Origin of the sequence: Actinosynnema sp. NPDC059335 (genome assembly GCF_042752395.1) — a bacterium.
In the GTDB taxonomy this organism is placed as follows: Bacteria; Actinomycetota; Actinomycetes; order Mycobacteriales; family Pseudonocardiaceae; genus Actinosynnema.
On sequence record NZ_JBHYXZ010000001.1, the window covers coordinates 64,056 to 85,670 of the forward strand.

Annotated in this window: 23 protein-coding genes and 1 tRNA gene; 11 read left to right on the forward strand and 13 right to left on the reverse strand. The window is 71.9% G+C overall.

From position 1 onward, the window contains the following. Positions 1 to 89 precede the first annotated feature (89 nt). Together ACFXGA_RS00315 and dnaN are read left to right on the forward strand one after the other, a co-directional pair. Positions 90 to 1,319: an MFS transporter gene (locus ACFXGA_RS00315; protein WP_378082831.1), complete on the forward strand. Its 1,230-nt coding sequence runs from the start codon at positions 90 to 92 to the stop codon at positions 1,317 to 1,319. Between the two features lie 31 nt (positions 1,320 to 1,350). Next, positions 1,351 to 2,454 carry a DNA polymerase III subunit beta gene (gene dnaN, locus ACFXGA_RS00320; protein ID WP_378082832.1) on the forward strand — a complete coding sequence of 368 codons (1,104 nt, stop codon included), beginning with the start codon at positions 1,351 to 1,353 and terminating at the stop codon, positions 2,452 to 2,454. Positions 2,455 to 2,896: 442 nt separating this feature from the next. Here dnaN and ACFXGA_RS00325 read toward each other — a convergent pair whose 3' ends face one another. After that, positions 2,897 to 3,259, reverse strand: coding sequence for a winged helix-turn-helix transcriptional regulator (locus ACFXGA_RS00325; RefSeq protein WP_378082834.1), 363 nt, complete (start codon positions 3,257 to 3,259; stop codon positions 2,897 to 2,899). A 25-nt stretch (positions 3,260 to 3,284) separates the two neighbouring features. On the opposite strand from ACFXGA_RS00325, the gene ACFXGA_RS00330 reads away from it, so the two are divergent. Continuing rightward, positions 3,285 to 3,581, forward strand: a complete 297-nt coding sequence (locus ACFXGA_RS00330; RefSeq protein WP_378082836.1) for a hypothetical protein — start codon at positions 3,285 to 3,287, stop codon at positions 3,579 to 3,581. A gap of 149 nt (positions 3,582 to 3,730) precedes the next feature. Here ACFXGA_RS00330 and ACFXGA_RS00335 read toward each other — a convergent pair whose 3' ends face one another. Then, positions 3,731 to 4,513 carry an MBL fold metallo-hydrolase gene (locus ACFXGA_RS00335; protein WP_378082839.1) on the reverse strand — a complete coding sequence of 261 codons (783 nt, stop codon included), beginning with the start codon at positions 4,511 to 4,513 and terminating at the stop codon, positions 3,731 to 3,733. After that, positions 4,510 to 5,274, reverse strand: a complete 765-nt coding sequence (locus ACFXGA_RS00340; protein WP_378082971.1) for an NUDIX hydrolase — start codon at positions 5,272 to 5,274, stop codon at positions 4,510 to 4,512. Before ACFXGA_RS00340 ends, ACFXGA_RS00335 begins: the two co-directional genes overlap by 4 nt. Before the next feature lie 67 nt (positions 5,275 to 5,341). On the opposite strand from ACFXGA_RS00340, the gene ACFXGA_RS00345 reads away from it, so the two are divergent. Together ACFXGA_RS00345 and ACFXGA_RS00350 are read left to right on the forward strand one after the other, a co-directional pair. Next, a complete protein-coding gene (locus ACFXGA_RS00345; protein ID WP_378082841.1) occupies positions 5,342 to 5,698 on the forward strand; it encodes a hypothetical protein in 357 nt (118 codons plus the stop codon). Between the two features lie 8 nt (positions 5,699 to 5,706). After that, complete coding sequence (locus ACFXGA_RS00350; protein WP_378082973.1) at positions 5,707 to 6,606, forward strand: Gfo/Idh/MocA family protein; 900 nt, start codon at positions 5,707 to 5,709, stop codon at positions 6,604 to 6,606. A gap of 47 nt (positions 6,607 to 6,653) precedes the next feature. On the opposite strand, the gene ACFXGA_RS00355 is transcribed toward ACFXGA_RS00350, so the two are convergent. The 4 genes from ACFXGA_RS00355 to ACFXGA_RS00370 all read right to left on the reverse strand — a co-directional run bounded on the left by ACFXGA_RS00355 (position 6,654) and on the right by ACFXGA_RS00370 (position 9,169). Then, positions 6,654 to 7,868, reverse strand: coding sequence for a hypothetical protein (locus tag ACFXGA_RS00355; protein ID WP_378082842.1), 1,215 nt, complete (start codon positions 7,866 to 7,868; stop codon positions 6,654 to 6,656). Positions 7,869 to 7,954: 86 nt separating this feature from the next. Beyond that, positions 7,955 to 8,557 (reverse strand): hypothetical protein, encoded by a 603-nt coding sequence (locus ACFXGA_RS00360; protein ID WP_378082843.1) that lies wholly within the window; start codon positions 8,555 to 8,557, stop codon positions 7,955 to 7,957. 1 nt (position 8,558) lies between these two features. Further along, the gene (locus ACFXGA_RS00365) at positions 8,559 to 9,017 is read right to left on the reverse strand and encodes a RidA family protein (protein WP_378082845.1); all 459 of its coding nucleotides are present in this window, start codon (positions 9,015 to 9,017) and stop codon (positions 8,559 to 8,561) included. Further along, positions 9,014 to 9,169, reverse strand: coding sequence for a DUF4177 domain-containing protein (locus ACFXGA_RS00370; RefSeq protein ID WP_141979599.1), 156 nt, complete (start codon positions 9,167 to 9,169; stop codon positions 9,014 to 9,016). Before ACFXGA_RS00370 ends, ACFXGA_RS00365 begins: the two co-directional genes overlap by 4 nt. Before the next feature lie 141 nt (positions 9,170 to 9,310). On the opposite strand from ACFXGA_RS00370, the gene ACFXGA_RS00375 reads away from it, so the two are divergent. From ACFXGA_RS00375 to ACFXGA_RS00385, 3 genes are all read left to right on the forward strand, one after another. Continuing rightward, complete coding sequence (locus tag ACFXGA_RS00375) at positions 9,311 to 9,562, forward strand: hypothetical protein (protein WP_378082848.1); 252 nt, start codon at positions 9,311 to 9,313, stop codon at positions 9,560 to 9,562. Between the two features lie 70 nt (positions 9,563 to 9,632). Then, on the forward strand, positions 9,633 to 10,625 hold the full coding sequence (locus ACFXGA_RS00380) for an ArsA-related P-loop ATPase (protein WP_378082851.1): 993 nt from the start codon (positions 9,633 to 9,635) through the stop codon (positions 10,623 to 10,625). Continuing rightward, positions 10,622 to 11,740, forward strand: a complete 1,119-nt coding sequence (locus ACFXGA_RS00385) for an ArsA family ATPase (RefSeq protein ID WP_378082852.1) — start codon at positions 10,622 to 10,624, stop codon at positions 11,738 to 11,740. The genes ACFXGA_RS00380 and ACFXGA_RS00385 overlap by 4 nt, the downstream gene beginning before the upstream one ends. 11 nt (positions 11,741 to 11,751) lie before the next feature. Here ACFXGA_RS00385 and ACFXGA_RS00390 read toward each other — a convergent pair whose 3' ends face one another. Then, positions 11,752 to 12,042, reverse strand: a complete 291-nt coding sequence (locus ACFXGA_RS00390) for a WhiB family transcriptional regulator (protein WP_378082854.1) — start codon at positions 12,040 to 12,042, stop codon at positions 11,752 to 11,754. Between the two features lie 258 nt (positions 12,043 to 12,300). Between ACFXGA_RS00390 and ACFXGA_RS00395 the strand changes: the two genes are divergently transcribed. Then, entirely contained in the window at positions 12,301 to 14,775 is a 2,475-nt protein-coding gene (locus tag ACFXGA_RS00395) for a penicillin-binding protein (RefSeq protein ID WP_378082855.1), read from the forward strand. A 535-nt stretch (positions 14,776 to 15,310) separates the two neighbouring features. Here the strand turns inward: ACFXGA_RS00395 and ACFXGA_RS00400 are convergent. After that, a complete protein-coding gene (locus ACFXGA_RS00400; protein WP_378082858.1) occupies positions 15,311 to 15,778 on the reverse strand; it encodes a GatB/YqeY domain-containing protein in 468 nt (155 codons plus the stop codon). Between the two features lie 63 nt (positions 15,779 to 15,841). On the opposite strand from ACFXGA_RS00400, the gene ACFXGA_RS00405 reads away from it, so the two are divergent. Both ACFXGA_RS00405 and ACFXGA_RS00410 read left to right on the forward strand, forming a co-directional pair. Beyond that, positions 15,842 to 16,801, forward strand: coding sequence for a metallophosphoesterase (locus ACFXGA_RS00405; protein ID WP_378082859.1), 960 nt, complete (start codon positions 15,842 to 15,844; stop codon positions 16,799 to 16,801). A gap of 25 nt (positions 16,802 to 16,826) precedes the next feature. Continuing rightward, positions 16,827 to 16,900, forward strand: a tRNA-Pro gene (locus ACFXGA_RS00410). Positions 16,901 to 17,023: 123 nt separating this feature from the next. Here the strand turns inward: ACFXGA_RS00410 and ACFXGA_RS00415 are convergent. The 4 genes from ACFXGA_RS00415 to ACFXGA_RS00430 form a co-directional block, all read right to left on the reverse strand. Then, complete coding sequence (locus tag ACFXGA_RS00415; RefSeq protein WP_378082861.1) at positions 17,024 to 18,532, reverse strand: LacI family DNA-binding transcriptional regulator; 1,509 nt, start codon at positions 18,530 to 18,532, stop codon at positions 17,024 to 17,026. Between the two features lie 59 nt (positions 18,533 to 18,591). Then, positions 18,592 to 18,945, reverse strand: coding sequence for a helix-turn-helix domain-containing protein (locus ACFXGA_RS00420; RefSeq protein WP_378082863.1), 354 nt, complete (start codon positions 18,943 to 18,945; stop codon positions 18,592 to 18,594). A 214-nt stretch (positions 18,946 to 19,159) separates the two neighbouring features. Next, entirely contained in the window at positions 19,160 to 20,866 is a 1,707-nt protein-coding gene (locus ACFXGA_RS00425) for a hypothetical protein (RefSeq protein WP_378082864.1), read from the reverse strand. 46 nt (positions 20,867 to 20,912) lie between these two features. Continuing rightward, positions 20,913 to 21,614, reverse strand: coding sequence for a DNA cytosine methyltransferase (locus tag ACFXGA_RS00430; protein WP_378082865.1), 702 nt, complete (start codon positions 21,612 to 21,614; stop codon positions 20,913 to 20,915). Position 21,615 lies beyond the last annotated feature (1 nt).

Below are 21,615 nucleotides of genomic sequence, written 5' to 3' on the forward strand. Positions count from 1 at the left end.
CAATGGACCGCCCACGGCCGGGGAGGCGGTGACGGATCGCACCGGCAAATGACTGGTACGGGCGTACCAGTGTGGTCATACTGGTACGCATGTCCCAGTCTGCCCGCCTCTCCGACTACCGCACCGCCCTGACCACCCCCGGCATGCGCGGCCCCGTCGTCGCGTCCCTGCTCGCCCGCCTGCCGATCGCCATGATCGGCCTGTCGCTGCTGCTGTACGTGCAGCGGGAGACCGGGTCGTTCGCCGCGGCGGGCCTGGTGTCGGCGGCGTCGCTGGTGGGCGTCGCGGTCGGGTCGATCGTGCAGGGCAGGCTGATGGACCGGCTCGGGCCGACCCGCCCGCTGCTCGGCGCGGTGGCGTTGTTCGCGGGCTTCGTGGCGCTGGCGATCGGCGCGGTCGAGGCGGGCGCGGCGCCGGCCGTGCTCGCGCCGCTCGCGTTCCTGGTCGGGCTCACCGAGCCGATGGTGGGCTCCGCGTCCCGCGCGCTGTGGTCGCACGTGCTGCCCCCGGGGTCCGCGCGGCTGGCCGGGTACGCGTACGAGGCCATCAGCATGGAGGTCTTCTTCATCCTCGGCCCCGGCCTCGCCGGGCTGCTCGTCACGGCGCCGTGGGCGGGCACCGGCGTGGTGCTCGGCGCGGTGTCGATGGTGCTCGGCGCGGTGTGGTTCGCGGTGAACCCGACGGTGCGCGGCGTCCGGCCCGCGGCGACGGGCCGCAACCTGCTCGGCGCGTTGGCGTCGCCCGGCATGCGCACGGTCGCGTTGGCGGCGCTGGGCTTCGGCGTGACGATCGGGTTCATCGAGGTGGCGGTGCCCGCCGCGGCGGAGCGCGCCGGCCACGTCGGCGTGGGCGGCCTGCTGCTGAGCCTGTGGTCGGTCAGCTCGGTGCTGTTCGGCGTCCTGTACGCGATGAAGCCGTTCCCGCGCGCGATGCACCTGCGGCTGCCCGTGCTGCTGGGCGGGTTCGCGGTGCTGTCCCTGCTGCTCGCCGTGCCGACCGGGTTGATCGGCCTGGGCGCGGCGCTGTTCGTGGTCGGCACCCTGATCACGCCGCAGGCCACCACCCACTCGGCCGCGATCGAGCAGGTCGCGCCCGCAGGGACGGCCACCGAGGCGTTCGGCTGGGTGGTCACGGCGGTGACGGTCGGGTTGGCGATCGGCCAGTCGGTGAGCGGTCAGCTGGTCGAGTCCCACGGCACGGGCGCGGCGTTCGTCGCGGCGGCGGCGTCGGGCTTCCTGATCGCGGTGCTGGTGTGGGCGTTCCGCGGCACCGTGGCCGCCGGCGTGCCCGCCTCGCCGGCCCTGGCCGCGGCGCGCTGAATTGTCGGTGGTCGGGTCTAGCGTCCGCGCCATGGACCTGACCGCCACCACCGCCGACCTCGCCGCCGCCGCGGCCGACGTCGCCCGCCTCCTGCCCACCCGCGTGTACGACCCCGTGCTGGCGGGCCTGGTGCTGCGCGCCGACGCCGGCGGCGTCGAGCTGGCGGGCAGCGACCGCGAGCACGCGGTGCGGCTGACCCGTGCGGCGACCGTGCACGCGGACGGCGCCGTCGTCGTGCCCGCGAAACCGCTCGCCGACACCCTGCGCGGCCTGGAGGACCACCAGGTGCGCCTCGTCGTGGAGGGCTCCCGGCTGGCCGTGCGCACGTCGAGGGCCCGCTTCGCCCTGCCGCTGCTGGACCTCGCGTCCCACCCGGGCATCCCCCCGCTGCCGCCCGCCGTGGGCGTGATCGCCGCGCGGGCGCTGGCGGCGGCGCTGGTGCCGGTGTCGAGCGCCGCGTCGAAGGACGACGCGCTGCCGATGTTCACCGGGGTGCGGATGCACGGCGCGGGCGGGCGGCTGGAGCTGATCGCCACGGACCGGTACCGGATGGCGTTCGCTTCGATACCGTGGGGGCCGACAGGCGGGCTGGACGTGCTCGCGCCGGCGGCGGTGCTGGCCGAGGCGTCGAGGCAGCCGGACCGCGACGCGGACGTGACGGTGCACGCCGACGCCGACCGCATCGCCCTGTCGTGGGCGGGTGGCAGCGTGAGCACCGCGCTGCTGGCCGCCCCGTTCCCGGATGATCGAGTGCGGAAGTTGTTGGAGGCGGTCATCGACAGCACGGTGTTGGTGGAGGCCGATGTGCTGGCCGGCGCGGTGCGGCGGGCGGTCCCCTACTCCGGGCCGCACGGTTCGGTGACGTTGCAGGTGGACGACGGCGAGCTGCGGGTGCGGGGCAGTGATCCGCAGAGCGGCGAGTCGGAGGAGTCGGTCAAGGCCACGATCGACGGCAACCGCGTGACGAAGACCTTCCAGGCCCGGTACCTGGCCGATGCGCTGCGCGCGTTCAGCGGGCGGCGGGTGGAGCTGCGGATCCAGGACGGTCTGCGTTCGACGGTGCTGACGTCGCAGGCCGGGGACGACGGCGTGGAGCTGACGTACCTGGTCGTGCCGCTGCGCACCGTCTCCTGACGGCCCGGGGCACGCGTCTCTCGGCCTCCCGGGCCGGACACGATGGGGTGAACCTGGCCGGAAAGTGTACGGAAACACCGTTACCGCACCTCGGTTAAAACGAGGACCGAGCGCCCGACAACCACGACCCCTGCGCCGGCCCGAGCAGGACGCGGCCCGGCGTCCGAGCAAGCCACGTGGCGAGCCCGGCCGGAACGGGAGCCGGCCGGGCGAGCGCGAATCGAGCCGAAGCGGATGCGGCCGGGTCGGGACGGATCGGCGGAACGGGAGGGAGGGGATTCGGGCCGGGTCGAACCGGCAGGGACGGGGCGATCGGGCCGAGTCGGAACGAGCCGGAGTGGGCGGGTGGTTGGTTGGCGAGCGGGGCTTGGCGGGTCGCGCGGTCCGCGGAAGCCGGATCGACGGACGGACCGGATCGACAGACGGACCGGCCGGCCCCGGTCTACCCCGCGTCGTCGCCGCCGCCCCAGACCCACATCGCTTCCAGCACCCCGCGCAGCGCCTCGCCGCGCGGGGTCAGGGAGTAGCGCACCCGGCTGGGCCACCCTGGCTCCCGCGCCCGCACCACCACGCCGCTCGCCGCGAGCTGCGTGAGCCGGTCGGCCAGCACCTTGTCGGACAGCGCGGGCAGGGCGGCCGCCAGGTCGCCGAAACTCCGCTCGCCCGCGAGCAGCTCGCGGACGATCAGCGTCGTCCACCGCCCGCGCAGCGCGTGCAACGTGACCTCGACCGGGCAGTCGGGCACCGGGTGGTCGACCTCGCCGTGTGGGTCGCCGGCCCAGGCACTCACCGTTTGGTTGGTCACGCGCCGCCCTCCTAACGTCCCTCACATGATCGCGCGTACCCCCGAGGAGCTGCCCCCGCTGTTCGCCGCAGCCTTCACCGCGGGTGACCCCAGTGCCCTGTACGAGCCCGGTGCCCAGCCCGCCGAACTCGCCGGGCACCTCGCGCTCGGCCGGCCGATGACGGTCGAGGTCCGGAAGGTGATCACGCGGGGTGACTTGGCGTTGTTGATCGTCGACTGGCGGATCGGGGACGAGGCCGGCACGGCGACCGATGTCGCGCGGCGGGGTGCGGACGGTGGTTGGCGGTATGCGATCGACAACCCGGGTGGGGTTGGGCGGTAGCGGTGGGGCGAGGGGCGGCGGTGGGCGACGGGCAGGCGGTGGGTGACGGGCGGGTGGTGGGCGGGGTCGTGGGCGGGGCGTGACAGGGTGGGGGACGGTGAGCGGTGGGCGGCCCGCCGTTGGGTGTCACACGGCAGGGCGTGTGGGTGTCACCCGGTTGGGGTTTCGCGCAGGTACTCCAGCTGCGCCCGCACGGACCACTCCGCGGCCGGCCACAGCGCACGGTCCACGTCGGCGTACACCAGTTCGACCACCTGACGCGCGGTCGGGTCGCCGCCCAGGTCCGCCACGGCCGCCCTGACCTGCGCCAACCGCTGCTCCCGGTGCACCAGGTACCCGCCGGCAGCCGCCACGACGTTCGGTAGCTCCGGACCGTGGCCGGGCAGCCCGATCGTGCCCGTCGGCAGCGTCGTCAGCAGCCGCAACGACTGCAGGTAGTCACCGAGTCGCCCGTCCGGATGTGCCACCACGGTCGTCCCCCGACCCAGCACCGTGTCCCCGGTCAGCACCGCGTCGTCCAACTGGAAGCACACCGAGTCGGCCGTGTGCCCGGGCGTCGGCAGCACCCGGATCGACAGGCCGGCCGCCTCGATCACGTCGCCTTCCGCCAGCCCCTGCCCGCCGAGCCGGAACGCCGGGTCGACCGAGCGCACCGGCGCGTCCACCTGTCGCCCGAACGAACGTGCCCCTTCCGAATGGTCGGCGTGACCGTGGGTGAGGAGCACGACCTCCACCGGGGCCTGCTCCGCGATCCGCCCGAGGTGCGCCGGGTCGGCCGGCCCAGGATCGACCACCACGCAGGAGGCGGACCCGGGCGCGCGCAGCACCCAGGTGTTCGTCCCCTCCAACGTCATCAAGCCGGGGTTCTCGGCCAGCAGCACCGACGCCGTGGGCGTCACCGGCCGCAACACCCCGTAGGCCACCGCGCTCACGGCAGGACCACCCGCACCACGTCACCCTCCCGCACCAACTTGGGGATCACCTTCGACACGTCCCGGGTCGCCGCCAGCACCGCCGACACCGACCCGAGGTCGTCCATCTCCGCCAACGTCACCCAGGTGGGCGGCATCAGCGACCGCCGCCCGTCCTTCCAGTCGCGCAGCGCATCGCCCGGCCGTTGCCAGGCCGCGTCCGAGGCTTCCGTGGTCACCCCGTCGGCGACCTGCCCGGACGGCAGCACGGCCACGAAGAAGTACGTGTCGTACCGCCGGGGCTCCTCCTCGGGCGTCAGCCAGTTCGCCCACGGGCGCAGCAGGTCGGCCCGCAGCACGAGCCCTTCGGCGGCCAGGAACTGGGCCAGCGACAGCTCCCGCGCCACCAGCGCCGCGCGCGCCGAGGCGAACGCCGCCGTGTCGGCCACGACGGACGTCGGGGACGGCCCGGCCAGCAGCACGCCGGACTCCTCGAACGTCTCCCGCACCGCCGCGCACACCAACGCCGTGGCCAGTTCGACGGAGCATCCGAACCGGGTGGCCCACCAGGAGGGCGGCGGCCCGCTCCACGCGACGGACGTGTCCGCGTCACGCGGGTCGACGCCGCCGCCGGGGAACACGGTCATCCCGCCCGCGAAGGCCATGCCGGCGACCCGGCGCAGCAGGAACGCCTCGATCCCGGCCGCGCCGTCGCGGACCAGGACGACGGTGGCCGCGTCACGGGGTCGGACCGGCGGTCCGGTGAAGTCCTCGGGCGCCATGTCGGCCGGCAGCACCAGGTCGTGGGGGAGTTCGCGCACGACCCGAGCGTACGAGGATCATCCGTCTGTGGACACCACGCGCAAGGGCTGCCTGGTCAACGTCGCGCTGTTCGTCGTGGGCGCGATCGTGGGCACGGGCCTGACGGCGACGGCCGCCGTCCTCCTCTTCCTCCCCGGCAGCACCGTGACGAGCACGGACGAGGGTTCGCCGAACGTCTACGTGAAGGAGCGGTCGCGCCTGGTCGGTGGGACGGACCACGAGGTGTGGCTGGGCGCGTCGCCGGATCACGGGCACGTCGTGCCGATCCCGGACGGGTGGGACGACACGCCGGAGGTGGTGCGGGGTCCGGACGGCGTGGAGCTGCGGTTCGACCACGGCGGCCGGATCTTCGTGCCGCGCTCGACTTACGTAGGCGGCCGATGAAAGGCAGGATGGGCCGGGTGGACGAACAGCTGCGCGTAGGACTCGTCGGTGCCGGCCCGTGGGCGACCTCGGTGCACGCGCCGGGTATCGCCGACCACCCGGGCACGCGTTTGGCGGCGGTGTGGGCCCGTCGGGAGGACGCCGCGGCGGAGGTGGCCGCGGCTCACGGCGCGGCCGTCGCCCGGACGCCGGAGGAGTTGTTGGCGCAGGTGGACGCGGTCGCGTTCGCCGTGCCGCCCGAGGTGCAGGCGGGGATCGCGGTCGAGGCGGCCCGGTCGGGCAAGCACGTGATCCTGGAGAAGCCGATCGCGGGGAGCCTGGCGGACGCCGAGCGGCTGGCCCGTGCGGTGGCGGACGGCGGGGTCGCTTCGCTGGTGGTGCTGACCAAGAGGTTCGCCCCGGAGACGCAGGAGCAGTTGGCGCAGTTGCGGGAGGCGGGCGGCTGGGTGGGCGGGAGCGCGCGGTGGTTGAACGGCGCGTTGCTGGGTGGTCCGTACTCGCGGTCGCCGTGGCGGCACGAGCGGGGTCCGTTGGACGACGTGGGTCCGCACGCGTTCGACCTGCTGGACGCGACGCTGGGCACGATCACCGACGTGATCGCCGCGAACCGGTCGGAGCACGGTGTGTGGCAGGTCGTGTTCCGGCACGAGGGGGGTGCGACGAGCGTGGCGACGATGACCATGTCGTTGCCGTTGAACCCGGGCATCGCCGAGGTGGTGGTGTACGGGGAGCACGGTCACCGGGTGTTGGCCGATCGGGGCACGACGGCGCGGCAGTGCTTCACGAACCTGTTGGACGACTTCGTGGCCATGGTGGACAGCGGCACGACGGAGCACCCGCTGGACGTGCGGCGTGGTCTGCACCTGCAGCGGGTCATCGACCTGGCGCGGCGGAAGGCGGAGGCTTAGGTCGCGCGGTGTGGCCCGGCCCCTCGTGTGGGGCCGGGCCTGCCGGTTCAGCCGGGGTACTTGCCGTTGCTCGGCTTGGGCATCCCGTTGACGTATTCCGGGCCGCCGGGCCAGGACTGCTGCTCGCGCTGCGCCAGTTCTTCGTGCAGCTGTTGCAGCAGTGCCCGTTCGCGGTCGCTGAGCTTCGCGTCCACGGTGGGCGGGAGGTGGACGGCCGCGGGCGGCTGCCCGTCGGCCAGCGCGGCCTGGAGCGCGGCGAGGTCGTCGGGGCCGAGTTCGGTGGTGACCTCGGCCCGCGACAGCGGGTGGTCGTCCGGGAACGCGAACACCGGGGCCGGCGGCCGGTCGGCCGCCGGGGGCTCGGCGACCGGCTCCTGGTGGGCGTCGTCGGCGCGCGTGTCCTCGGCGGGCGCCTCCGCCCGCACGTCCTCGGTCACGTGCACGTCGTCCGCCACGCGCGCCTCGTCGGCCGGTCGCGGCTCGTCCTCGACGACGTCCGCCACCGGTTCGAGCACGGGGAGCCGCTTGACCGGCTTCGGCGGGAACGGCTGGGCGCCTTCGTAGGACTCGACGCGGGACCGACGTGACTTGGAGCCGTTCTGGGGTTCGACAGGCACCGGTTCCGGCTCGACCACCGGTGCCTGGCCCCGCGACTCACCGTCGAACCACGTGGCCGGGTCCGGTATCTGCGGGCGGTCGGTGGTGCCGGCGGTGAAGAACACCTCGCGCGCCGTGGTCACGGCGGCCGCGTGGTACTCGCCGAGCTGGGTGCCGACGGTCAGCACCTCGACCGACGCCCGGATGCCGGCTTTGCGCAGCACGGTGTCGACCCGGTAGGCGGTGGCGGGCGCGAAGCCGGCCGGGCCGATGTCCACCAGGACGACGCGCTGCGGCAGGGGCCCGGGGGTGGCGCCCGCCGGGCTGGACCGCCAGGTGGCGCGCACGCCGCGCACGTCGGGCAGCACCGACAGGGTCTTGCCGAGCACTTCGCCGAGGCCGTCGGCCGGGTCGTTGTCGACGCTGAACCGGTGCCGCGCGGACGGCACCCGCTCGACCGCGAACAGGCGGTCGGCGAGGGTGCGGTCGGAGCGGACCTCGCCGAGCAGCCAGCCGATCTCGTGGCGCTCGTCGGAGGACACCGGGATGCGGCCGGCGAGCAGGCAGCCGACGACCAGTTCCACGGCTCTGTCCAGCTCGGCCACCGCGAGCAGCTCCCGAGCCTGGGTCAGCGCGTCGTCGTCGACGCGTCCGGCCAGCGCCAACAGGAGGTCGTGTAAACGGACGGGGAGTCCCACACCGTCGTTCGTCACGCCTGTTCTCCTTCCGGCCCGCGCGGGAGCGGCGAGCTCTACACGGGCACCAGGTGCCCGTCGGCGTCGGCGCCGGCGCACACCAGCTCCGAGGCCGCCAACGCCGCCCTGTGGTAGGGCGGCAGGTCCAGTCCGGCGGGCAGGACCTCCACGCAGGGGTCGTGCTCGCCGAGCGCCCGCAGCACGCGCTGGAGTTCACCGGTCAACCGGGCGGCGCCGGTCGTGGCGGTGACCAGGATGAGCCTCCTGGGTTCGCCCCCGCCCAGCCGCCACGAGGACCGGACTTCGCCGACCCCGGGGCGGCCCCGCAGGGTCGCTCCGAGCACCACGGTCGCGGAATCACCCATCGACACCCGATCGGGTGATTCCGGGGAGAAGGTGTAGCCGGATTCGGGGAGTTCGTCCAGCCCTTTGACAGAACTGATGGTCGCCCGGTCGGCCCCGTGCGGCACGAGGGCGTCCGCGAGCAGTCGCTGTTCGTGGTCGGTCAGCCCGATCCGGTCGTGCAGCAGCGTGCGCGGGAGGGCGCGGGCGAGCACCGCGACGGCGTCCGTGCCCGCCCAGTCGCGGAACCGCCACAGGAGGTCGTCCGGGAGCCGCCCGGCGAGCCTCAGCAGCAGCTCGTGGCACGTGTCGGACATCTCACTCCCCGATCTCGACGATCAGCTCCACCTCGACCGGCGCGCCCAGCGGCAGCTCGGCGACGCCCACCGCGGCCCGCGCGTGCCGGCCGGCTTCGCCGAACACCTCGCCGAGCAGCTCGGACGCGCCGTTGACCACGGCGGGGTGGCCGGTGAAGCCGTCGGCGGAGGCGACGAACCCGACGACCTTGACGACGCGCGCGACCGAGTCGAGGCCGACGAGCGCGTCCACGGCGGCCAGGGCGTTGAGCGCGCACGTGCGGGCGTGCCCCTTGGCCTCCTCGGGGCTGACGTCGCCGCCGACCTTGCCGGTGGCCGCGAGCGCGCCGCGGACGAACGGCAGCTGGCCGGACGTGAAGACCAGGTTGCCGGTGCGGACCGCGGGCACGTACGCCGCGACGGGCGCCGCGACCTCGGGCAGCTCGACGCCCAGTTCGGCCAGGCGCGCCGTCCAGCTCATGCCTTGGGCCGCTTCAGGTAGGCGACGTGCTGCTCACCGCTCGGGTTCGGCAGGACGGTGACCAGCTCCCAGCCGTCCGCGCCCCACTGGTCCAGGATCGCCTTGGTGGCGTGGATCAAGAGCGGGACGGTCGCGTACTCCCACTTCTGCATGGGGCGCAGCCTAGCGGGAGGTCGGTCGCGGCGACCCCGGCGAGTACCCCCGATCGTGTCGCGGCGGGCCGGCGGGCCGGTCGGGGTCACGGGTCAAAGCGTGACGTGACTGCGCGATCACCCGGCGCTAGCGTTGATCACGTGGAAACGTGGCGGATCGTCGCCACCAGCGCGTTCCTGCTGGGCGGGCTGGTGATGATCCTCGTCGGGATGGCGCAGGCGCGCGACCGCAAGGGCGCGCGGAAGGACGACGTGAGGCGCGCCCTGCTGGTCGGGGCGGTGATCGTGGCGGTCGTCGCGGTGCTCATCGCGTACGTGCTGCCGTCGGTCGTGGCGTGGGGCGTGGTCGGGGCGACCGCCATCGCGGTGGTGTTCGTCACGATGATGGACTGACCGTGGGCGCGGGGGGCGTGACGGGCGGCGTGGCCAGCGGTTCTCAGGGCGGCGCGCATAGGCTGATCTGGTGAACGGCTGGACCGACGTACTCACCCGGGCGCGGCTGCACGTGGTGACGGGCAAGGGCGGGACCGGCAAGACCACGGTCGCCGCGGCGCTCGCGCTGGCGCTGGCCACCGGCGGTCGGCGCGTGCTGCTGGTGGAGGTCGAGAACCGGCAGGGCATCGCGCAGCTGTTCGACCGCCCGCCGCTGCCGTACTCGGAGGAGCGGATCGCGTCCGCGCCCGGCGGCGGGGAGGTGCGCGCGCTGGCGGTGGACCCCGAGGCGGCGCTGCTGGAGTACCTGGACATGTTCTACAACCTCGGGTTCGCCGGCCGGACGTTGAAGAAGATGGGCGCGATCGAGTTCGCCACGACCCTCGCGCCGGGCCTGCGGGACGTGCTGCTCACCGGCAAGGTCAAGGAGTGCGTGCGCCGGGCGGGCAGGACGGGCCGGCACGAGTACGACGCCGTGGTGCTCGACGCGCCGCCGACCGGGCGGGTGGTCCGGTTCCTGGACGTCACCCGGGCCATGGCGGACCTCGCCAAGGTGGGGCCGATCAGGGGCCAGAGCGAGGGCGTGGTGAACCTGCTGCACTCCGGCGACACGGTGGTGCACCTGGTGGCGCTGCTGGAGGAGATGCCGGTGCGCGAGACGTTGGACGCGGTGGCCGAGCTGGACGCCGCCGACCTGCGGCCGGGCGCGGTGTTCGTGAACCGGGTCAGCCCGCCGCGGCTGCCCGCGCGGTCGGTCCCGGCGGCGGCGGAGGGCCGGATCGACGCCGGCCGGGTCCGCGCCGGGCTGGAGGCCGCCGGCCTGGACGTGGACGAGGACCTGCTCGACGGGCTGGTCGAGCAGGCCGTGGAGCACGCGGTGCGCATCCGGATGGAGGAACGCGCGAAGGACAAGCTCGCCGAGGCGGACCTGCCGACGCTGGAGCTGCCGGAGCTGACCGACGGGGTGGACCCGGCCGGGCTCTACGAGCTGGCCGAGGTGCTGGTCGGGCGGGGTGTGCGGTGAACCGGCTGGACGTGGACGCGCTGCTGGACGACCCGGGGACGCGGGTGCTGGTGTGCTGCGGGTCGGGCGGCGTCGGCAAGACGACCACGGCGGCGGCGCTGGCCGTGCGGGCCGCCGGGCGCGGCCGGCGGGCCGTCGTGCTGACCATCGACCCGGCGCGGCGGCTCGCGCAGTCGCTGGGCCTCGGCGAGCTGGACAACCACCCGCGGCGCGTGCACGCGGAGGGCCTGGACAAGGGCGAGCTGCACGCGATGATGCTGGACATGCGCCGCACGTTCGACGACATGGTGTGGCAGCACGCCGGTCGGGAACGGGCCGAGCAGATCCTCGCGAACCCCTTCTACCAGACGATCTCCACGTCGTTCTCCGGCACGCAGGAGTACATGGCGATGGAGAAGCTGGGCCAGTTGGTGGAACGCGACGAGTGGGACCTGATCGTCGTGGACACGCCGCCGAGCCGGTCGGCGCTGGACTTCCTGGACGCGCCGCAGCGGTTGTCGACGGTGCTGGACGGCAAGCTGATCCGGATGCTGTCGGCGCCCGCCCGGGCGGGCGGGCGCGGCATCCGCAAGATCGTGGGCGCGGGCTTCGGCCTGTTCACCAAGGCCGTGTCCACGATCGTCGGCGGCCAACTCCTGCACGACGCGTCGACCTTCGTGCAGGCGTTCGACAGCATGTTCGGCGGCTTCCGGCAACGCGCCCAGGCCACCTACGAGCTGCTGCGATCACCCGGAACCGGTTTTCTGGTGGTCGCGGCGGCCGAACCGGACGCGTTGCGCGAGGCCAGCTACTTCGTGGAGCGGTTGAGCGCGGAGCGGATGCCGTTGACCGGTCTGGTGGCGAACCGGACGCACCCGGTGCTGGCCCCCTTGCCCGCACCCGGCGCGTTGGCGGCGGCGGACCGGCTCGAGCGCACCGGGGACGCTCCGCTGGCCGCCGCGGTGTTGCGGGTGCACGCGGATCGCGTGGCCGTCGCCGATCGGGAGAAGCGACTGCTCGCGCGGTTCACCCGTGCGCACCCCGGTGTTCCGCTGGTCGGAGTACCCGCCCTGCCCACCGACGTGCACGACCTGGAGGGCCTGCACGAGATCGGCCGGCGTCTGGCGGGCGAGTAGGGAAGGGGCCGCTACCCGACCTTGGACTCCTCGTGGTGCTCCTGACGTGCGGTGTCGAGCAGTTCGTGCCAGGAGGCGACGTCCGGGCGGCGCCGCAGCAGCGCCCGCCGTTCGCGCTCCGTCATGCCGCCCCACACACCGAACTCGATCCGGTTGTCCAGGGCCTCGGCAAGGCACTCGGTGCGCACCGGGCACCCCAGGCACACCACCTTGGCCTTGCGCTGCTCCGCGCCCCGGACGAAGAGCTGGTCCGGCTCCTCATCACGGCACGCGGCCTTGATCCGCCAATCCCCCTGCTGCATATCTCCCCCACCTCAGTTCACACAGTGTCCAGACTTCCTAAATCCGCCACACCCCTGCCGCGGATGCCGTAGGCTCACCAACGAGTGGGCGTGCCGTGGGCTGCTGTCTTGGACAGTGACGGACTGTAGAGCCTTCCGGTTCCACCTCCAACCCTGGGTTGCCCACCTGTTACCTGTCTTGAGTACGAGTACTCATCCTGAGTAATCAACTGTGCGCGATCTCGATCAGCTCTTCTGGTGCCGCGTACGCTGACCTGCATGCGAGCCCGGAACGGCGTGCTGAAACTGCTCGGCCTGTGCGTGCTGGCCGGGGTGCTGCTGGCGGGCATGCTGTTCCCGGTCGTGGGCTCGCTCGGCGTGGTGTCGAACGAGGCCAGCGACACGGTCGACAGCATCTCGGCCGACCTCGTGACCACCGACCCGCCGCTGATCTCCACGATCACGGACAAGGACGGCGCGCCCATCGCCTACCTGTACGACCAGTACCGGGTGCTCGTCCCGCCCGAGAAGATCTCGCCCACGATGAAGGCGGCGCTGGTCTCGATCGAGGACCGCCGGTTCTACGAGCACCAGGGCGTGGACTGGCGGGGCACGATCCGGGCCGGGTTGACCAACCAGTTCAGCGGCTCGGTCACCCAGGGCGCGTCCACGCTCACGCAGCAATACGTGAAGAACTACCTGGTGCACGTCGTGGCGCGCAACAACCTGGTGGAGCAGCAGAAGGCGCAGGAGCAGACGGTCGCGCGCAAAGCCCGCGAATGGCGGATCTCGCTGCAACTGGAGCGGAAACTCGGCAAGGAGGAAATCCTCGCCCGCTACCTGAACGTGGTGCCGTTCGGTTCGACGATCTACGGCATCGCGGCCGCGTCCCAGGCGTACTTCAACACCACGGCGGACAAGCTGACCGTGGCGCAGTCGGCGATGCTCGCGGGCATGGTCAACAGCCCGTCCGCGCTGAACCCGGAGGTGTTCCCGGAGAAAGCGCTGGAGCGGCGCAACCAGGTGATCGACAAGATGGTCGAGAACGACAAGCTGTCGCGTGACGCCGCGGAGGCCGCCAAAGCCGAACCGCTCGGGTTGGCGACGCCGGTGCGCACGCCGCCCAGCGGGTGCGTCGGGGCCGGGCCGGAGCACGGGTTCTTCTGCTCGTACGTGCTGAACTACCTGCAGCGCAACGGGTTCAGCCTGGAGCAGCTGAAGACCGGCGGCTACACGATCCGGACCACTTTGGACCGCGCTGTCACCGAGCACGCCAAGCGCGCGGCCGAGGGGCAGGTCGCGAAGTCGACCGACGGGATCGCGAACACCATGGCGATCGTGCGGCCGGGCAAGGAACGGCACGAGGTCGTGGCGCTGGTCGCGAACCGGGACTACGGGTTGAAGGCCGACCAGTTCCAAACGCAGTTCGACCTGCCGTCCGGGGTGGAGAACAAGTTCGGCGCGGGTTCGGTCTACAAGGTGTTCACCGCGGCGGCGGCGTTGGAGAAGGGGATGGGGATCGAGAACACGATCGCCACGCCCAATTCGCACGTGTCGCGGGTGTTCAAGGGCGGCGGGGACAAGTGCCCGCCGACCGGTGAGCCGAACACGCGGTGGTACTGCCTGGGCAACGCGTCGTCGAACTACCCGGCGCAGATGTCGTTGCAGACCGCGTTGCAGACCTCGCCCAACACGGGATTCGTGATCCTGGAGGAACAGCTCGGCATGGATCCGGTCGTGGACATGGCGTCGCGGCTGGGGATGCGCGAGACCATGGCGACGAACATCGCGGGCGTGCGGCCGGACCCGAAGGCGAAGAACAAGGAGCTGCGGATCTCGCAGACCGAGTTCTACAAGTCCAACGGCGGCAACGCCTCGTTCACGCTGAGCCCCGCGCCGGTGAGCACGCTGGAACTGGCGAACGTGGCGGCGACGATCATCAGCGGCGGCGTGTGGTGCCCGCCGTCCCCGATCGGCCAGATCCTGGACCGCAGCGGCAAACCCGTGCCGGTCAACGAGGCGCCGTGCGAGCAGGTCGTGGCCGAGCCGCTGGCGAACGGCCTGGCCACCGGGCTGGCCAAGGACGACCAGGGCCAGGGCACGGCGGCCGCGGCGGCGCGGCAGTTCAAGTGGACCAGGCCGATGCTCGGCAAGACCGGGACCACGGAGGACTACAAGTCGGCCGCGTTCATCGGCGCGACGCCCGACTTCGCCGGCGCGGTGCAGACGTTCAACGACGGCGTCGAACCGCGCGGCATCTGCGTCAACGCCGGCCCGCCGCGCCTGTGCGGCCGGGGCGACATCTACGGCGGCACCGTGCCCGCGCGCACGTGGTTCGACACGATGACGAAGGTCCACGAAGGACTGCCGGTGCGCGGCCTGCCGCCGGTCGAGGAGCGCTACCTCAAGGGCGGCGCGGAGATCCGCGTGCCCGACGTGGTCGGCCGCAACGTCAACGACGCCACCCGGGTCCTGGAGCAGGCGGGCTACAAGGTGTCCGCGCAGAACCGCAACTCGGACCGGCCGAAGGGCCAGGTGGTCAGCCAGACGCCGCGCGGCAGCGCGCTCAAGGGCACCGTGATCACCCTGCTGGTCTCGACGGGCTACGTCCCCCCGCCGCAGCCGAGCGACCCGCCCCCGACCACCGACACCGCCACCCCGGGGCGTCCGGTGCCGCCGGGCGAACCGGGCAACCCCGGCCGCCCGTTCGACCCGCCGGAGATCACCATCCCCACCGACCCACCGCGCCGCTGACCCCTCGGGCCGGCCGCCCGCGAGGGCGGCCACGGGCGCGCCGCCCGGCTGATCCCCGGTCCCGCCTGCCTGGCTTGGCCGAGCCACCGCCCGGCCGAGCCCGCCGGAACGCCAGCCCCACGCGCGACATCAGCTTCCGGGCCGGGCCCGGCAGCTCCACCGCACCGCCGAGCCGGGCCACGCACCGCCGAGCCCGGCACGCGCGCCGGTGCGTCGCGTGGGCCGCGCGTCCTGTCGTTCGTTCGCGCGTGGCCACGCGTCTTGCTGCCGCTCGCATCGGCCACTTGCTGCCCGCTCGCGTGTCCTGCTTCCGGTCTCGCGGCCGTGTGCCGGGTCGGGAGGGGGCGTGTCGCGGAGGGAGTCGGGTCGGGGTCGTGGTCGGGTGGTGGGCGGTCGGGGGTGGTTTCGGCGCTCCGCTGGTTTTCAACCGAGGTGCGGTAACGGCGTTTCCGTACATTTTCGGGAGATGATCACCCGATCGTGTACGGCTTGGTCGCCATCGGCCCGGAGGGCGGGACGTCGTCCGGGGCGGACCCTAGACCAGTTTCGCCTTGACCGCAGCGGCGACGCGGCCGCCTTCGGCGCGGCCCGCCACCTGGGCGTTCACGACCTTCATGACCTGGCCCATCTGCCGCGGGCCGGGCTTCTCGCCGAGCTGCTCCGCGACCTGCGCGACGGCGGCGTCGACCAGTGCCCCCAGGGCGTCGTCGTCGAGTTGCGCCGGCAGGTAGGACTCCAGCACCTTCGACTCGGCCTGCTCCAGCTCGGCCTTCTCGGCGCGCCCGGCGCCGGCGAACGCCTCCGCGGCCTCCTTGCGCTTCTTCACCTCGCGGGTGATGACCTTGAGCACCTCGTCGTCGCTCAGCTCGCGGGCGCTCGCGCCGGAGACCTCTTCCGTGGTCAGGGCGGCCAGCGCCATCCGCAGCGCGCCCGCCCGGACGGTCTCCCGGTTCTTGATCGCCGCCGTCAGGTCCGCCTGCAACCGCGCCTTCAACTCCGCCATGGGCGAAAACGGTACCGGGCGGCCCGGCTCACCCCGAATCGGTCAACCCCCTACCCTCGACGTGTGAACACGCTCGGCCGAACGCTGCTCGCCACGACCGCCCTGGGCACCGCCACGCTCGCGTACGCGGCGGGCATCGAACGCAGGTTGTGGACGTTGCGCGAGGCGACGGTGCCGGTGCTCGCGCCGGGCTCCCCGTCGCTGCGCGTCCTGCACCTCTCGGACCTGCACATGCTGCCGGGGCAGAAGTCGAAGCAGCGGTGGGTCGCCGCGCTGGACGAGCTGGAGCCGGACCTGGTGGTGAACACCGGGGACAACCTGGCGCACAAGCAGGCGGTGCCCGCGGTCGTGCGCGCCCTCGGTCCGCTGCTGAACCGGCCGGGCGTGTTCGTGTTCGGCAGCAACGACTACTACGCGCCGCGCCCGAAGAACCCGGCCCGCTACCTGCTGCCGTCGGCGAAGACGCGGCGCATCCACGGCATCCCGCTGCCGTGGCGGGACCTGCGCGCGGCGATGATCGAGCACGGCTGGCTGGACCTGACCCACGCGCGCCGCCGGTTCCAGGTGAACGGCCTGGAGGTGTTCGCCGCGGGCCTGGACGACCCGCACCTCAAGCGGGACCGGTTCGAGGAGATCAGCGGCCCGCTGCCGGAGGTGCCGCTGCGGCTGGGCGTGACCCACTCCCCCGAGCCGCGCGTGCTGGACCCGTTCGCCGCCGAGGGCTACGACCTGGTGCTGGCGGGGCACACGCACGGCGGCCAGCTGCGGATCCCGGGCTACGGCGCGATCGTGACGAACTGCGAACTGGACCGCTCGCGGGCGCGCGGCGTGTCCCGGTGGGGCGCGCACATGTGGCTGAACGTGTCGGCGGGCCTGGGCACGTCGCCGTACGCGCCGGTGCGCTTCGCCTGCCCGCCGGAGGCGAGCCTGCTCACCCTGGTGCCGCGTCCTGTCGACGCAGGTCAGGACCAGTCCGGAGCGGAAAGGGATACCCGGTTCGGAGTGGGTGGGAACGTCAGGTAGAGTTCTCCTCGTTCGAGAGCAGGACCGGGGTGTGGCGCAGTTTGGTAGCGCGCTTCGTTCGGGACGAAGAGGTCGCAGGTTCAAATCCTGTCACCCCGACGCCGGTAAGTGCAGCTCAGGCCCTGTCCGCATGGAGATGCGGACAGGGCCTGACTGCTGTTGAAGGGCCTCTCGGGAGAAATCTGGGAGAGGACCATGTTCCGCCGCTCCGGCCCTGCGCCCCTACAGCGTCCGGAGAAGCCGGTCCAGGGCTTGAACGGGCGATGACGGGTGCATCCCCCGCCGGGCGGTCAGAGCTGCCTCCCAAAGGCTCGTGAGGTCTTCCATGAGCCGCTTCCTCATGAGCGACGTCACATGGGTGTACCGACCTTGCACAGAGCCGTCCTCGTGGCCGATGCGTTCGTCGATCAGCACGGCGGGAGCGCCCAGCTCCACCAAGAGCGTCCTGTGCGTGTGCCGCAGGCCGTGCGGCGTGAGCCCGTCGGCGATCGGCAGCCAGCACGCGTCAGCCCTGCCTGCGGCGTTGCGCCCCCGAACCGGTACCCCCGGCCACGGATTGCCGACGATCGGCACCGGACGCGCCGGTGACGGCGCTTTGCGCGGATACCAGCCGGTCACCGCCGGCTTGAACAGCCAGGTCGCGAACCCGTTCCGACGCCAGTGAGACGCGAGCACGCCCGATGCGCCGCCACGCACGTAACCCAGCTCCGAGATGGCTGCTTCGACGTCCCGCCGTGTCGCCTCCCTCACCGACTCCGGCCGGTTGAGAACCGCCGACACCGTTCCGGTCGAGACCCCAGCGAGTCGGGCGACATCGACCAGCTTCGCACCAACCTTCCGTACGGCGTCGTTGCCCGCCCTATGCCCACTGAACACGTAGTTCCTGCCGTGGCAGGAACATGACGGCGGGGCGTTGTGCGTCAGGTGCGCGGTCAACAACTCCGAGTGCCACTCCGGGATGTCGATGGTGCGGTGCGAGTCGTCCTTCGGCGGGCAGCGGTGCAGTTCGCCGGTGTCCAGTTCGTAGAGCTGCCACTCCACGCGGATGGCGTTCTCCCGGACGTACTGGGCTTCGAGGCCGACCAGCTCTCCCCACCGCATGCCCGTGAACCCTTTGGTCACGACCGCCACGAACTCGTCGTCGCGGCCGGACAACAGGGCCGCCCGTTCGGCGGCCAGGAGGATCCCCAATGCGGTCGTCACCACCTTCTCGGGTCCGCGGTTCCTCGACCGGCCGGACCTCTTCCCCCTCCCCCGACGACGGGCGGCCGGGTTGGCCTCAAGTCGTCCCTCCTCCACCGCGTCGGCAAGGATCAGGTGTAGTGTGCCGCGCCAGGTTTTGATGCTCGACTCAGCGTATCCGAGTTCCCGTTCGCGCTTCTCCCATGTGTTCACCTCGGGTGAGCGGATGTCACGCAGGGACATGTGTTCGAAGGCGGGCAAGAGGTGCTCTTCGATGTGTCGCCGATAGTTCTGCATCGTGGACGCAGCAAGGTCTTGTGCCGCGTACCAGCGGCGGACGTACTCGCCGAACGTGACGCTTCCTGCCGTCGGGTCACGCCAGGTACCGTTTCGGATCGCGGCCTCCGCCTCGTTCGCGGCGTTCTCCGCATCCCGCTTCTTATCGAAACGGATGGTCGAGCCGTTGGCATCAGTGACTGTTCCATACTTGCCGGGCGCGATCTTGTAGCGACCGCGCCAGTAAGTCCCGCGCTTCTCCGCATACCCCATGTGGTGTCCTTGTGCAGAGGTGCCCGCCATCGCATTACACAATGGCGGGCACCAGGTGGTCATGCCGCCGACTTGTCGCCCGCTGCCCGCGCGCGACGGGGGGTGCGTGCGGTCAGGTTGGAGACTGATTTTCCGACGATTGGCTTCGGCCGTGGTGCTGCCGAACGGGCCACGCCGGTCACCGAGGGCGTGCTCTGTACCGGTCGTTGCTCGAAAAGGGCCACAATCTCTTTGACGTGCTCCGATGTGAAGAGGTAGCTTCCGCCGATCCAACTGAACGGGATACGACGGTTTCGTGCCTGTTCCTTCACCCACCACTCCGAGCAGCGGAGCATCTTCGCGACTTCGTGGGGGCGGTAGTAAGCCGGCTCGCGTGATGAACCTGCGAAACGGTTACCGTGTTGCTTGCTCACTGAGGTTGCCTCCCCAGGTCGGTACGTTGCGACGTGCTGTGCGGGCGGGGGACGGGGATGGCAAACCCGCAAACCCGCCAACCAGCCCTGCCCAAGGCCGTGACCTGCGGCGATGTGCTGCGGGTTTGCCCGCAACCCCAAACCCGCGCCAAAGCCGCGGGCCGTCCCGCCAAACCCGCAGGCGGGTCGGTGAGGCCGGTCCAGGGCTGTCCTGCTACTGCCAGAGGTCGGGTTGGTCGGCCGGGTCGTGGTCGCCGTCGGCCTGGTCGTCGGTGGTCTGGTGGTGGTCCTGGGTGCGGGTTTCGGTCCAGAAGACGCGGGCTTTGGCGTGGGTGTCCATGGCGGAGCGGATGACGTAGTCGCCGTGCCAGCGTCCGATGTGGCCGGTGAGGGTTCGACCGATGGATTTGGTGGAGGGGATGCGGCCTTGTTCGTCGGTTATGAAGGTGCCTTCCCATCGGTCTACGGGTTGGTTGTCGATGATGTCGATTTCGGCTTGTTGGCGTAGTTGTCGGCTGGTCATGGGGCGGTCGTGGTTGAGTTCGTGCCAGCGGGCAAGGAAGGCGACCCATTCGGCGTCTTCGTCGTCGGCTTCGCGCATTTCGGTGAGGTTGTCGAGGAAGCCGTCGATGCCGTGGTGGGCGAGGAGTCCGCCGGAGGCTCCGGCCCAGGTGGTGAATTGGCGCATGGTGTGGCCGGAGCGGGGCGCTCCCGCGTTGATCCAGTCCATGACGAGGATGAGCAGGTGTCGCAGGACGGTGACGCGGTTGGTCGGGCTTTTGAGCCAGTTGTCCAGGTGGGGGATACCGAAAGCGGCCTGGTCGCGTTGGTCGGGGTGCGGGTCGTTGGGGTCGAGTCGGACCAGGACGGTGCGGGTGGCCATGTCGCCGCCCAACCGGATGTTGTTCCCGGTCGCCAACCACAACCTGTTGTTGGTGGCGGTGAAACCTGCGCCGGAGGAACCGAGCATGCGGGCGGACCATTGTGGGGAGGTGAGCAGTTGGGCGAGGACGGCGGAGGAGACGATGGTTCCTTCGGCGATGTTGTCCCACAGCATGATCGGTGAGGAGCTGTGCAGGGCGCTGGTGACGGACTTCTCCAACTCGCTGTCGTCGCCTTTGCGCCAGACGAGGTTCTTGCAGCCGTAGATGTAGCCGGGGATTTCGGCGAGCAGTGTTTTGCCGCTGGACTGGGTGGTGGCGGAGATCAGGCCGAACGGGGTCAGGCAGGCGAGGTAGGGGCGCAGGATCGGTGCCAGCAGCAGGGCCAGGTGGTTGGCGCGGTCGGCGGGTGCGACGAAGGGGAAGTCGCACAGCAGCCGGTCCAGCAGGAAGCTCTTGGCGTCGGCGACCTCCTGTGCGGTGGGGTGGGTCGGGACGGGCGGCATCGGCGCGGTGGGTGCGTAGTACAGGCCGGTGGTTGGGTCGTAGCCGGCGGTTTGGATGAGGGTTCCGTCCGGGCGCAGCACGGGGGAACCGACGATGCCGTTGAGCGGCCGGACGCCGGGCCAGTAGCGGGAGGACAGCACCGCCGACAGCGCGGTCTTGGTGGGGCTAGCCTCCACCTCCACCGTCTCGCCCGTCTCCTTGTCCTTCTTGAGCCGGTGGACGTAGGCGTGGTGGGCCAGCAGGAACGCCAGGGCGGAGGCGGTGAGCGGGTCCGCCTGCACGGGCAGCGCCGCGGGTTGCGCCGTGACGTGGTCGGTGAGGGCGGGTCCGGAGACGCGGGAGAGGTGCACGAGCTGCCCGCCGGAGACGAACACGTCGGGCAGCGCGCCACCGGCCACGGCGGTGGTCAGGGTGCGGATCGTCTCGGCTTCCCCGCCGATGCGGATGGGCGGCCGGTCGGCGGGAACGGCCCCGTCGGCGGTCCCCGGATCGACGGCGTCGGTGAGGTCGGCGGGTTCGGCGGCGGTGGTCATGCGACGGTCCTCCCTTCCGCGGCGTGGTGGGCACGTTCGGCGGTGGTCATGCGGCGGGGTGCTGGTGGGCGGCGTGGATGAGGTGGCCGATGTGTTCGGCGACGGCGGGGACGACGGAGTTGCCGAGGGCTTGGACTCGGTCCACCCGTCCGGGAAGCCCATGAGCCACTCGACCCACGTCGGGTTCAGCGGGCCACCGACGCGTTCGGACAGAGGGCGTCCGGGCCGGTTCCATCCCGCTCCCCGCTTGCCGTCGCGGTGTGTCGGTGTGGGCCACTCCGAGCAACCGGCGTCGTGGGTGTGGGGCACCCATCGCACAAGCGGAGGTCCACCCCACTCGGTGGCGGTAGCCGAGCCGGACGAGGTCGGCGTGGACGACGTCGAGTCCTCGTCGGAGCAGACCGGGCACGTTCTCCCACAGAACCCAACGGGGTCGGAGGGCGGCGATGACGTCGGCCATGGCGGGCCAGAGCCATCGGGAGTCGTCGGTGCCCAGTCGTCGTCCGGCTTCGCTGGCGGGTTGGCAGGGAAAGCCTCCGGCGACCAGGTCCACGACGGGACGGGGTCGGGACTGCCACCAGTCCACGGCGGTGCGGACGTCGTCATGGCGGGGAACCTCCGGCCAGTGCCGAGCGAGGATCGAACGGCAGAACGGGTTGATCTCGACCTGACCGACCACGGTCATCCCGGCGCGTTCCAAGCCGAGTTCCATCCCGCCGATCCCGGCGAACAGCGACAACACGTTCACG

Bases quoted from the DNA above. Each gene is read 5' to 3' on its own strand.
- ACFXGA_RS00400 (WP_378082858.1), bottom strand. From the start codon at position 15,778: ATGGCGGAGTTGAAGGCGCGGTTGCAGGCGGACCTGACGGCGGCGATC.
- ACFXGA_RS00395 (WP_378082855.1), top strand. From the start codon at position 12,301: ATGCGAGCCCGGAACGGCGTGCTGAAACTGCTCGGCCTGTGCGTGCTG.
- ACFXGA_RS00360 (WP_378082843.1), bottom strand. From the start codon at position 8,557: ATGTCCGACACGTGCCACGAGCTGCTGCTGAGGCTCGCCGGGCGGCTC.
- ACFXGA_RS00370 (WP_141979599.1), bottom strand. From the start codon at position 9,169: ATGCAGAAGTGGGAGTACGCGACCGTCCCGCTCTTGATCCACGCCACC.
- dnaN (WP_378082832.1), top strand. From the start codon at position 1,351: ATGGACCTGACCGCCACCACCGCCGACCTCGCCGCCGCCGCGGCCGAC.
- ACFXGA_RS00415 (WP_378082861.1), bottom strand. From the start codon at position 18,532: ATGGGGTATGCGGAGAAGCGCGGGACTTACTGGCGCGGTCGCTACAAG.
- ACFXGA_RS00350 (WP_378082973.1), top strand. From the start codon at position 5,707: ATGGGCCGGGTGGACGAACAGCTGCGCGTAGGACTCGTCGGTGCCGGC.
- ACFXGA_RS00315 (WP_378082831.1), top strand. From the start codon at position 90: ATGTCCCAGTCTGCCCGCCTCTCCGACTACCGCACCGCCCTGACCACC.
- ACFXGA_RS00365 (WP_378082845.1), bottom strand. From the start codon at position 9,017: ATGAGCTGGACGGCGCGCCTGGCCGAACTGGGCGTCGAGCTGCCCGAG.
- ACFXGA_RS00390 (WP_378082854.1), bottom strand. From the start codon at position 12,042: ATGCAGCAGGGGGATTGGCGGATCAAGGCCGCGTGCCGTGATGAGGAG.
- ACFXGA_RS00425 (WP_378082864.1), bottom strand. From the start codon at position 20,866: ATGACCACCGCCGCCGAACCCGCCGACCTCACCGACGCCGTCGATCCG.
- ACFXGA_RS00330 (WP_378082836.1), top strand. From the start codon at position 3,285: ATGATCGCGCGTACCCCCGAGGAGCTGCCCCCGCTGTTCGCCGCAGCC.
- ACFXGA_RS00340 (WP_378082971.1), bottom strand. From the start codon at position 5,274: ATGGCGCCCGAGGACTTCACCGGACCGCCGGTCCGACCCCGTGACGCG.